This window comes from Micromonospora sp. NPDC048063 (assembly GCF_043202855.1).
Taxonomy (GTDB): Bacteria; Actinomycetota; Actinomycetes; order Mycobacteriales; family Micromonosporaceae; genus Micromonospora.
In genome coordinates this window covers 675,433-685,864 of the sequence record NZ_JBIDBG010000001.1, presented here as the reverse complement: position 1 = coordinate 685,864, position 10,432 = coordinate 675,433, and the positions used below count along the sequence as shown (strand labels likewise).

Annotated in this window: 13 protein-coding genes; 5 read left to right on the top strand and 8 right to left on the bottom strand. The window is 70.3% G+C overall.

Annotated features, from left to right (window positions below):
• The first annotated feature begins 12 nt into the window (after positions 1 to 12).
• The 4 genes from ACGFZ2_RS03025 to hypD are packed head-to-tail and all read left to right on the top strand — an operon-like array spanning position 13 to position 1,784.
• On the top strand, positions 13 to 216 hold the full coding sequence (locus ACGFZ2_RS03025) for a hypothetical protein (RefSeq protein ID WP_393449540.1): 204 nt from the start codon (positions 13 to 15) through the stop codon (positions 214 to 216).
• Between the two features lie 33 nt (positions 217 to 249).
• Positions 250 to 351 (top strand): DUF6893 family small protein, encoded by a 102-nt coding sequence (locus ACGFZ2_RS03020; protein WP_393449537.1) that lies wholly within the window; start codon positions 250 to 252, stop codon positions 349 to 351.
• A gap of 21 nt (positions 352 to 372) precedes the next feature.
• A complete protein-coding gene (locus ACGFZ2_RS03015; protein WP_393449534.1) occupies positions 373 to 645 on the top strand; it encodes a HypC/HybG/HupF family hydrogenase formation chaperone in 273 nt (90 codons plus the stop codon).
• Positions 646 to 656: 11 nt separating this feature from the next.
• The gene (gene hypD / locus ACGFZ2_RS03010) at positions 657 to 1,784 is read left to right on the top strand and encodes a hydrogenase formation protein HypD (RefSeq protein WP_393449531.1); all 1,128 of its coding nucleotides are present in this window, start codon (positions 657 to 659) and stop codon (positions 1,782 to 1,784) included.
• Positions 1,785 to 1,904: 120 nt separating this feature from the next.
• Here the strand turns inward: hypD and ACGFZ2_RS03005 are convergent, their stop codons facing one another.
• On the bottom strand, positions 1,905 to 3,014 hold the full coding sequence (locus tag ACGFZ2_RS03005; RefSeq protein WP_393449528.1) for an RNA-guided endonuclease InsQ/TnpB family protein: 1,110 nt from the start codon (positions 3,012 to 3,014) through the stop codon (positions 1,905 to 1,907).
• Positions 3,015 to 3,115: 101 nt separating this feature from the next.
• Between ACGFZ2_RS03005 and hypE the strand changes: the two genes are divergently transcribed.
• The gene (gene hypE, locus ACGFZ2_RS03000) at positions 3,116 to 4,267 is read left to right on the top strand and encodes a hydrogenase expression/formation protein HypE (protein WP_393449525.1); all 1,152 of its coding nucleotides are present in this window, start codon (positions 3,116 to 3,118) and stop codon (positions 4,265 to 4,267) included.
• A 16-nt stretch (positions 4,268 to 4,283) separates the two neighbouring features.
• Here the strand turns inward: hypE and hypF are convergent, their stop codons facing one another.
• The 7 genes from hypF to ACGFZ2_RS02965 all read right to left on the bottom strand — a co-directional run bounded on the left by hypF (position 4,284) and on the right by ACGFZ2_RS02965 (position 10,407).
• The gene (hypF, locus tag ACGFZ2_RS02995; protein ID WP_393449522.1) at positions 4,284 to 6,569 is read right to left on the bottom strand and encodes a carbamoyltransferase HypF; all 2,286 of its coding nucleotides are present in this window, start codon (positions 6,567 to 6,569) and stop codon (positions 4,284 to 4,286) included.
• 8 nt (positions 6,570 to 6,577) lie between these two features.
• Positions 6,578 to 7,243, bottom strand: coding sequence for an SIS domain-containing protein (locus ACGFZ2_RS02990; RefSeq protein ID WP_393449519.1), 666 nt, complete (start codon positions 7,241 to 7,243; stop codon positions 6,578 to 6,580).
• Positions 7,240 to 7,500 carry a HypC/HybG/HupF family hydrogenase formation chaperone gene (locus ACGFZ2_RS02985; RefSeq protein WP_393262444.1) on the bottom strand — a complete coding sequence of 87 codons (261 nt, stop codon included), beginning with the start codon at positions 7,498 to 7,500 and terminating at the stop codon, positions 7,240 to 7,242. Before ACGFZ2_RS02985 ends, ACGFZ2_RS02990 begins: the two co-directional genes overlap by 4 nt.
• Positions 7,497 to 8,111 carry an SIS domain-containing protein gene (locus ACGFZ2_RS02980; RefSeq protein WP_393262446.1) on the bottom strand — a complete coding sequence of 205 codons (615 nt, stop codon included), beginning with the start codon at positions 8,109 to 8,111 and terminating at the stop codon, positions 7,497 to 7,499. Before ACGFZ2_RS02980 ends, ACGFZ2_RS02985 begins: the two co-directional genes overlap by 4 nt.
• Positions 8,112 to 8,120: 9 nt before the next feature.
• Complete coding sequence (locus ACGFZ2_RS02975) at positions 8,121 to 8,495, bottom strand: helix-turn-helix transcriptional regulator (protein ID WP_393449516.1); 375 nt, start codon at positions 8,493 to 8,495, stop codon at positions 8,121 to 8,123.
• Between the two features lie 155 nt (positions 8,496 to 8,650).
• On the bottom strand, positions 8,651 to 9,874 hold the full coding sequence (locus ACGFZ2_RS02970; RefSeq protein ID WP_393449513.1) for an RNA polymerase sigma factor: 1,224 nt from the start codon (positions 9,872 to 9,874) through the stop codon (positions 8,651 to 8,653).
• The gene (locus ACGFZ2_RS02965; RefSeq protein ID WP_393450219.1) at positions 9,871 to 10,407 is read right to left on the bottom strand and encodes a YciI family protein; all 537 of its coding nucleotides are present in this window, start codon (positions 10,405 to 10,407) and stop codon (positions 9,871 to 9,873) included. The genes ACGFZ2_RS02970 and ACGFZ2_RS02965 overlap by 4 nt, the downstream gene beginning before the upstream one ends.
• Positions 10,408 to 10,432 lie beyond the last annotated feature (25 nt).

Genomic DNA, 10,432 nt, shown 5'->3' with positions numbered 1-10,432 from the left:
AAGGAGGCGGGAATGGGCGAGATCCGGGTGGGCGATCCCGATGTCGAACTCGACGCCCCGGCGCACACCAAGGGTGTGGAGGAGGGCAACTCGCGGCGGAGGAAGCAGTCAGGCCATCACGAGGACGGGACGGTGGACGCCCGTCGCTCCACCGGCATCCGACCCGGAAAGCACGAGCCGATCCTGCCGATCATGCCGAACCTGCCGCCGGGCTGAACCGGCCCGGCGGAGACCCGAAGGAGGTGAGCTGTGCGGAAGCTGTTGGTGCTGCTGGTTGGCGCGGCCGTCATGGGGATGTTCTGGAAGGAACTTCCCGCGCTGCGGCGCTACATCAAGATCGAAAAGATGTGACCGGAGAGGACGAGTAGCTCGATGTGCCTTGGAATCCCGGGCGAGATCGTCGAAATCAAGGCGGGCCGCGACGACCTCGCCATCGTCGACGTGGTGGGTGTTCGGCGGGCGATCAACATCGGCCTGCTCGGCCCGGACCAGGTCGGTATCGGCGACTGGGTGCTCGTCCATGTCGGCTTCGCCATGTCGAAGATCGACGAAACCGAGGCGGCCGCCACGTTGGCCATGTTGAACGGCCTCGGACAGGCCTACACCGACGAGCTGCAGGCGCTCGCCGAATCCGATATCAGCTAGGGAATCACCAGATGCGTTTCGTCGACGAGTACCGCGATGCGGACAAGGCCCAGGCGTTGGCCACGCAGATCGCCGCCTTGTGCGAGCCCGGGCGGCAGTACAAGTTCATGGAGGTCTGCGGCGGGCACACGCACACCATCTACCGGCACGGGCTGGAGGACTATCTGCCCGAGAACGTCTCGCTCGTGCACGGCCCCGGCTGCCCGGTCTGCGTGATCCCGATGGGCCGGGTGGACGACGCCATCGCCATCGCACACCAGCCGGGCGTCATCATGACAGCGTTCGGCGACATGATGCGGGTCCCCGGCGGCAGCGGCTCGTTCCTCGACGCCAAGGCGGCCGGCGCGGACATCCGGATGGTGTACTCGCCGTTGGATGCGCTGAAGGTCGCGCGGACCAACCCCGACCGCAAGGTCGTCTTCATGGCGATCGGGTTCGAGACCACCTCGCCGTCCACCGCGATGACCGTGCTGCGGGCGGCCGCCGAAGGGATCGACAACTTCTCGGTCTTCTGCAACCACGTCACCATCCTTCCGGCGATCAAGGCCATCCTCGACTCACCCGACCTGCGCCTCGACGGCTTCCTCGGCCCCGGGCACGTCTCCACCGTGATCGGGTGCCGACCGTACGAGTTCATCGCCCACGACTACGGCAAGCCCCTGGTCTGCGCGGGTTTCGAGCCGCTGGACCTCCTGCAGTCGGTCTTCATGCTGCTCACGCAGCTCGCCGAGGGCCGCTGCGAGGTGGAGAACCAGTACACCCGGGTGGTGCCCTGGGACGGCAACCTGCGGGCGCTGGAGGCGATCGGCCAGGTCATGCAGCTGCGGCCACACTTCGAGTGGCGCGGTCTCGGGTTCATCTCGCACTCGGCGCTGCGGATGCGGGACGAGTACGCGGCCTACGACGCCGAGCGGATCTTCGACGTTCCCGGGGTGCGCGTGGCGGACCCGAAGGCCTGCCAGTGCGGCGAGGTGCTCAAGGGTGTGCTCAAGCCCTGGGAATGCAAGGTGTTCGGCACCGCGTGCACGCCGGAGACACCCATCGGCACGTGCATGGTCTCGTCGGAAGGCGCCTGCGCCGCGTATTACAACTTCGGCCGCTTCACGCGGCAGCGGGTGGCGGAGGCGACGCGGGTTTGACATCCTCCCGGCCCTGGAGGGCCGGGATTCCCCCTGGTCGCCCGTGGGGTTTCCTGCTTCGTCGCCGACTGCCCGCCCGGAGGGACTCCGTTGAGGTCTTACATCAGCTCCACAGGCGTTTTACCTGTCCGCCAGCCCGGCGGCCAGGAGGTTTCTCGCGGCGTTGATGTCCCGGTCATGGGTCGCACCGCACGGGCATTGCCACGTACGGATGGTCAACGGCAGGGATTCGGTGAGTTGCCCGCAGTCCGCGCACAGCTTGGACGACGGCAACCAGCGGTCCACCGTCACCAGGGTGCGCCCGTACCAGGCGGCCTTGTACTCCAACATGGCCCGCAGATCCGACCAGGCCGCGTCGGAGATCGCGCGAGCCAGCCGGTGGTTACGCAGCATGTTCCGCACCGTCAGGTCTTCGATCACGACCGTTTGGTTCTCACGGACGAGTCGAGTCGACAGTTTGTGCAGGTGGTCCCGTCGCCGATCGGCGATTCGAGCGTGAATCCTGGCGACCTTGAGTCGGGCTTTGGCCCGGTTGGCCGAGCCTTTCTCCTTGCGCGCGTGTTCCCGCTGGGCCTTGGCGAGTTTCCGCCGGTCGGCCCGCTCGTGACGGGGGTTGGTGACCTTCTCCCCAGTGGACAAGGTCACCAGGCTGGTCAGCCCCACATCGACGCCAACCGCCGTATCCACCGATGGGAGCGCCTCGACGGTCGGGTCCTCGACAAGCAGGGACACGAACCAGCGGCCGGCCGCGTCTCGAGACACGGTGACGGTGGACGGTACGACGCCCTCGGGCAGCGGACGCGACCACACGATGTCCAGCGGGGCGTCCATCTTCGCGAGAGTCAGTTGCCCGTCCCGCCAGCGAAACGCCGACCGGGTGTACTCGGCGCTGGCCCGGGACTTCCTCTTGGACTTGAAACGGGGGTATCGGGCGCGTTTGGCGAAGAACGCCGCGTAGGCGGCGTGCAGATGCCGCAACGCTTGTTGCAGCGGAACGCTGGACACCTCGTTGAGGAACGCCAGATCCTCGCCGCGTTTCCATTCGGTCAGAGCCGCCGACGATTCCGCGTAGCTGATCGAGCGGCGTTGGGTGGCGTATGCGCGGGTCCGCATCTCGAGGGCTTTGTTGTAGACCAGACGCACGCACCCGAAGGTGCGGTGGAGCTGTTCGGCCTGCTCACCGGTGGGATAGAAGCGGTACTTGTATGCCCTCTTCACCACCCCGCCCACATTTCACATTCTAGCGGTCCATTGTGTTACGCGATCATTGAGGGGAGGGAGCGGCGTTTCCTCCCGGCCCTGAACGGCCGGGTTCCCACGCCGCAACTCTGATGACGACAGAACGTACCGCCGGGTGGGCCGAGCGCGCGGTGGCCGAGGCCGAAGCGGCAGTCGACCGGGAGCCCGGGCGACTGTCGCCCGAGCAGCAGGTCCTGCAGCGCATCGAACGGGCGCGCCGGCGCAAGCCGAAGATCAGGGAGGATCTCGTCACCCTCGCGCACGGCGCCGGCGGGAAGGCGACCCACACCCTGGTCGAGGGGCTGTTCGTCGAGGCGTTCCGCAACCCGACGCTCGAGGCGCTCGACGACGGGGCGGTGCTCTCCGTGGCTGGCGGCCGGCTCGCCTTCACCACCGACTCGCACGTCGTGTCCCCGCTGTTCTTCCCCGGGGGTGACATCGGCGACCTCGCCGTGAACGGCACGGTCAACGACCTCGCGGTCAGCGGCGCCCGCCCGTTGTACCTGTCGGCCGGCTTCATCCTCGAGGAGGGCTTTCCGGTCGCCGACCTGCGTCGGATCGCCACCTCGATGGCCGTCGCGGCGCAGCGGGCCGGGGTGCAGGTGGTCACCGGCGACACGAAGGTGGTGCAGCGCGGCAAGGCCGACGGCTGCTACGTCAACACGGCAGGGATCGGCGTGGTGGAACGGCCGGTGATGCTGGGCGCCGCACAGATCAGCCCTGGTGACGCGATCCTCGTCTCCGGGCCGATCGGTGATCACGGTGTCACGATCATGCTCGCCCGCGGCGAGCTGGACATCGAGGCCGACCTCGTCTCCGACACCGCGGCGCTGCACGGTCTCGTGGCGGCCCTGCTGGACGCCGCCCCCGGGGTGCGGCTGCTGCGCGACGCCACCCGCGGCGGAGTGGCGACCATCCTCAACGAGGTGGCGCAGGCGGCAGGGGTCGCCGTGGTCGTCGACGAGGCGGCCGTACCGGTACGTCCCGCCGTGACCGGGGCGTGCGAACTGCTCGGCATCGATCCGCTCCACGTGGCCTGTGAGGGACGCTTCATCGCCGTGGTGGACGGCGCGCAGGTGGACGTGGCGCTCTCGGCGCTGCGGGGGCATCCGCTCGGCGAGGACGCCGCGGTCATCGGCCGGGTCGCCGCCGACCCGCCCGGGATCGTACTGCTCAAGACGGTGTTCGGCGGCACCCGCATCGTCGACATGCTGGTCGGGGATCCGCTGCCGCGCATCTGCTGACGCGGCGGTCGTCGGCTCAGCCGGACGGGGTGGCCCGGTGCCGGGCCGCGGCCACCACGGCCTGGCCGAGGGAGATACCGCCGTCGTTGGGCGGCACCCGCGAGTGCACGAGCACCCGGAACCCCTCCGCCTCCAGGCCGCACACCACGAGGTCGAGCAGCAGCACGTTCTGGAAGACGCCGCCGGACAGCGCGACGCTTGCCAGACCCGTGCGTTCGCGGACGGCTCCGGCCGCCCGCACCACGGCGTCCGCCAGTCCGTGGTGGAAGCGCGCGGCGATCCGGCCGGGGTCCACACCGGAGAGCAGGTCGTCGACCACGCACCGGACCAGGCCGCGTCCGACGTCGGCGAGCGGGGTCGTCCCGGCCGCCTCGACCCGGTAGCCGCCGCGTTCGTCGCGACGAGCCCGCTGCTCCAGGGCGATCGCGGCCTGGCCCTCGTACGTGACGCGGTCCCGCAGGCCGAGGATCGCCGAGACGGCGTCGAACAGCCGGCCCGCGCTCGAGGTACGCGGCGAGTTCGTCCCGCTCCGCGCCAGCGCCACCATCACGGGCCACCGCCGCTCGTGTCGCCGCAGCACCGCCAGGTCGGGCACGGCGTCGCCGTAGATGTCGTCGAGGTACGCCACCGCCATCCGCCACGGCTCGCGGATCGCCGCGGCCCCGCCCGGCATCGGCATCGCGCCCAGGTGGCCGACCCGCTCGAACCCGATCAGGTCCGCGACGAGCACCTCACCTCCCCAGAGGGTGCCGTCCGGGCCGAACCCGAGGCCGTCGAAGGCGACCCCGATCACCGGGCCGCGTTCGCCGTTGTCGGCCAGGCAGGACGCGACGTGGGCGTGGTGGTGTTGGACGCCGACCAGTTCGACGTCATCGCGCTGGAGCGCGTACTTCGTCGACAGGTACTCGGGATGCAGGTCGTGGGCGACCATCTCCGGTCGGACGTCGAAGAGGCGGCTGAAGTGCTCGATCCCGTCGGTGAACGCGCACAGTGTCTCGTAGTTCTCCAGGTCGCCGATGTGGTGCGAGACGAACGCACGCCGTCCCTTCGCCACGCAGAAGGTGTTCTTCAACTCCGCGCCGCACGCCAGTACCGGTCGGTCGAACCGCCACGGCACCGTTACCGGGGCGGGCACGTAGCCGCGGGACCGCCGCACCGGCAGCTCGCGGCCCCGGAACACGCGCACCACCGAGTCGTCGGTGCGGACGTGGATGCGCCGGTCGTGGACCAGGAAACCGTCGGCGATCCGCGCCAACCGCTGCCGCGCGTCGTCATCCCTGTGGGCGATGGGTTCGTCGGAGGTGTTGCCGCTGGTCAGCACGATGGGCATGCCGAGCCGGCCGATCAGCAGGTGGTGCAGCGGCGTGTACGGCAGCATGACGCCCAGGTCGCGGTTGTCCGGTGCCACCGACGCGGCGACCGGTGCGTCGGCGCGGCGTGGCAGCAGCACCACGGGACGGCGTGCACCGGTGAGCACCCGCGCGTCTGCCGGCGTCAGGTGGACCAGGGTGCGCGCCGCCCGGAGGTCGGCGGCCATCACGGCGAACGGTTTCTCCTCGCGGCGCTTGCGGGCGCGCAGGGCCGACACCGCCCGTTCGTCGTCGGCACGGGTCGCCAGGTGGTAGCCGCCCAGCCCCTTGACCGCGAGGATCCGGCCGTCCCGCAGCCACCGTGCGGCGGTGTCCACGGGATCGCCGACGACAGGGGCGCCGTCCGCGTCGACGAGCCGGAGAGCCGGGCCGCACTCCGGACAGCACACCGGCTCGGCGTGGAAGCGTCGGTCTCCAGGGTCTGCGTACTCGGCGGCGCAGCCGGCGCAGAGTGGGAACTCCCCCATCGTGGTGGCGCGCCGGTCGTACGGCACGTCCGTCACGATCGTGAACCGCGGCCCGCAGTTGGTGCAGTTCGTGAACGGGTAGCCGTGGCGGCGGTCCGTCGGATCGGAAACGTCCGCGAGGCAGTCCGGGCAGGTGGCGGTGTCCGGGGAGATCAAGGCCTCCCGGCCGGCGCCGGTGACGCTGGCGACGATGGCAAAGCCGGGCCGCCCCGTCCGGGGCACCGCTTCGGTGGTGACCCGCTCCACCTGTGCGAGTGTCGGTGCACGCCGGCTGAGGTCCGTCACGAACGCGGCCAGCTGGTTCCCGTCCCCCTCGACCTCGACGAAGACGCCTCCGGTGTCGTTGCCGACGAACCCGGCCAGGTCGTACTCCCTGGCCAGGGCGTGCACGAACGGACGGAAGCCAACGCCCTGCACGATGCCCTCGACGCGGACCCGTACCCGCCTCGGATCAGGCGTGACCATGCCGGCCGTCAGAGTTCGCCGGCCAGTGCCTGCTGGGTGAGTTCCCAGAGCACGTGATAGACCGTCGTCTGCGCCTCCTGCACCCGGTGCACCGACGAGGACGGCACCACGAACAGGTGATCGACGGCGTCCGACTCGGCCATCCGGCCGCCGTCGTATCCGGCGAGACCGACGGTGACCATGCCCCGCCGGGTGGCCTCCTCGAAGGCCCGCAGGACGTTGGACGATCCGCCGCTGGTGGAGAGCCCCACCGCGACGTCGCCGGCGCGACCGAACGCGCCGATCTGCCGGGCGAACACCACCTCGAACCCCACGTCGTTGGAGAGCGCGGTGAGCACCGCGACATCGTGGGTCAGCGATATGGCCGGCAACGGTCGGGCGGTCGTCGGCGGGTGCAGGAACAACTGCGCGAGATCCTGGGCGTCGGTGCTGCTGCCGCCGTTGCCGAACGTGAAGAGCTTGCCGCCGGCCTGGAACGCCGCCGCGAGCGCCCGGGCGCATTCGACCAGCCGGCACCCGTGCTCGGCCACCAGGGACTCGCGGAGGGTGACGATCTCCCTCGCCTTGTCCGCCGTGGATCGGGCAACGTCGGCGAGCACCGTGCCGGCGTCGGCCGCCCGGGTGTCGAGGAACGGATAGAGCGCCCCCAGTGCGCCCCCGACGCGGGCGCTCACCGAGCCTTCTCCACGACCGCGATGGCCTCCTTCGCGTGTACGAGCACCACGTCGCCGGCCGCCGCGTCGACCAGCGCGACGCTGACCTCCTCCGGCCCGCCGTCCGTGTCGACCACGGCCAGGTGGCCGGGCACCAGCTCCCGGATCCGAACCGCGACCGCGGCGTCGGAACAGGTGATGCAGGCGTCGCCGTGACAGTCGGCCGCGATCGCCGTGCTCGGCCGACCGGCCGGCGGGAAGAACGCGTCCCGGGTCACCGGGCCTCCTCCGGTTCGAGCAGACCGGGCTGCTCGAGGAACACGTGCACCAACTCCCACAGGAGGTGATAGACCGTCACGTGGACCTCCTTCACGATGCACGGATCATCCGAGCGAGCGACGACGAGATGGTCGGCGGTGGCGTCCCGGGCAATGTCCCCGCCGTCTCCCCCCACCAGCGCCACGGTGAGGAGGCCGAGGTGGCGGGCGGTCTCCAAGCCTCGGCGGACGTTGACACAACGGCCGTCGACGGAGAGCCCGACCGCGATGTCCTGCGGGGTGGCGAGCAGGCGCATCTGGGCGGCGAACACCTCGTCGAAACCCTCCGCCCGGGCGATCCCGGTGAGGGTGGCGGCGTCGTTGGTGAGGGAGAGCGCCGGCAGCGCCCGCTTGCCGACGATGACGGGGTGAACGAACTCGACCACGATGTGCTGGGCGTCGGTGGCCGGCCCGCCGTTGCCGAAGACGATCAGCTTGCCGCCACGATGAAAGCGCTGGGACATCTCGTAACAGGCCCGCGCGACCTGCGCGGCGTCGCCGGCGAGCGCCTCCGCAGGGGCCACCCGGCGGGCGAACGCGCGGTGAACCGCCGGGAACACGGACGATTGCATCGTCCTCCTTCAACCTCGGGAAGCGGCATACGAGTCATGCCCGTCCCGCGGCCTCTCGAAGGCGTCCGCCGAGCGCCGCAGAAAGGCATCCATGACGTGGTCCAGTTGCGCCAGGCGGGCGATCCACGACCGGAGGTCGTTGCGTCCCTTCGCCGTCAGCTCGTAGCGCCGACGCGCCGGGCCCGCCTCGGCGGCCTCCCACCTCGACAGCAGCGAACGGTCGCGCTCCAGCCCGCGCAGCACCCGGTAGACCTGACCGGATTCCACGTCGGACATTCCCATCGCTTCAAGTCGCTCGATCAGGTCGTACCCGTGACTGGGTCGCTCGAAGATCAGGAGCAGGAGGAATGGATGCAGCAGGCTGCGCAGTTCACGCCCATGCATGTCAGTCCCTTCCGCGGTCGGGCCGCCGCTCCTCCTCGCAGCTAAGCACACCGAACCTCCCGAAAATGGGGAAATGTCCAACTTGAGGTTGCGGAGCCGATGGCGTGAGAGCCCGGATCGGTGCCCCTTGAGCCACCGCCGGTCCCCACCGTGGGTTACCGGGCGGCGAGTCGGGCTTGTCGGAGCAGATACTCGCGTTCCGGAATGCTCGCCGTCTGCCGTGCCGCGGCCTGGTAATGGGCCACGGCAGCCTCGTGATCACCGGCCTGGTGGAGCAGGTGGGCCCGCACGGCGGCCAGGCGGTGGTTGCCCGTCATCCGGGGATCGGAGTCGAGCGCTTCCAGTAGTGTCAGGCCGGCCCGGGGCCCGTGGACCATGGCGGCGGCGACGGCGCGGTTGAGCGTCACGACGGGGTTGTCGTCGAAACGCTGGAGCATGTCGTACAGGTTGAGGATGTGCGGCCAGTCGGTGTCTTCAGCACGGGCGGCCTGGCTGTGCGCGGCGGCGATCGCCGCCTGGATCTGGTAGGGGCCCGGTCGGCGGTGCGCCAGTGCCGCGGCGAGCAGCGTGATGCCCTCGTGAATGGTGCGGCGATCCCAGCGACCGCGGTCCTGCTCCGCCAGCGGCACCAGCTCGCCGGCGGGGCCGGTGCGCGCCGCCCGCCGGGCGTCGGTGAGCAGCAGCAATGCGAGCAGGCCGGCGACTTCGGCGTCGTCGGGGCGGGTCCGGTGGACCATACGGGCCAGTCGAATCGCCTCGGTGGCCAGGTCCGTACGCTGCAGGGCGACACCGGAGGTCGCCGTGTGCCCTTCGGTGAAGATGAGGTAGAGCGTGTGTAGCACCGCCCGCAACCGACCCTCGTAGTCGTGCCGGGTGGGCGGTTCGAACCTGGCGCCCGCGTCCCTGATGCGCTGCTTGGCCCGGCTGATCCGCTGTGCCAGCGTGGCCTCCGGCACGAGCAGGGCATGGGCGATCTCCGCCGTGGTCAGCCCGCCCACCGCTCGCAGGGTCAGCGCGATCTGCGAGGCCGCCGTGAGCGCGGGATGGCAGCACAGGAAAAGCAGCGTCAGGGTGTCGTCGGATGCCTCGCCGGTGTCGGCCGCCGGAGCCAGCCAGTCGGCGGGCGGTACCTGCGCCGCGAGTGTCGCCTCGCGCCGCAGACGGGACTGCTCGCTGCGCAGGTGGTCGATCAGACGTCGGGAGGCGACCCGGATCAGCCAACCCCGCGGGTTGTCCGGTACGCCTTCGGCGGGCCATTGCGTCGTCGCCGCCAGCAGCGCTTCCTGGGTGGCGTCCTCGGCCTCGTCGAAGTGCCCGTAGCGGCGCGTTACCGCTGCCAGGACCTGTGGCGCCAGTTCGCGCAGCAGGTCATCGCTCATCCGTGCACGGATCGCAGTTCGACGCGGGTGGACACGACGCCGGCGAACCGGGCTGCCAACTCGACCGCACGGTCGTGGGTCGCCACATCGATGATGCCGAACCCGGCGAGGAACTCCTTGGTTTCGGCGTAGGGCCCGTCCGAGACCACCGGCGTGCCGCCGCGGAGGTCGACCGTCTGCGCGCGTGCCGGCTCGGACAGCCCGAAGGCGCTGACCAGCTCGCCGGTGGCGGCCAGTTCCTTCTGCAACGCCTGCATCGCCTCGAAGTGGGCGGCGATCTCCTCGGGCGACATCGCGTCCGGGCCGGTGCCGGCCAGTGCTTCCCAGGCCGACGGGCCACCGTAGGTCATCACCATGTACTTCACACCGTCACCCTCCGCGTTCGCTCGATCGAACATTGATACCAGATCACAACGGTCGAATCCGGCCGGCGGCCCGCACGCCAGCGGGTGCGGTGTGCCCTCCGCGCGCCCCACGTTCAGCCGCCGGCCTCGTTTCCCGCCGGCCCGCACCCATCCTTCCGGCGCCTCCATCACCGCGAAAAAGATCTTCGAAAAA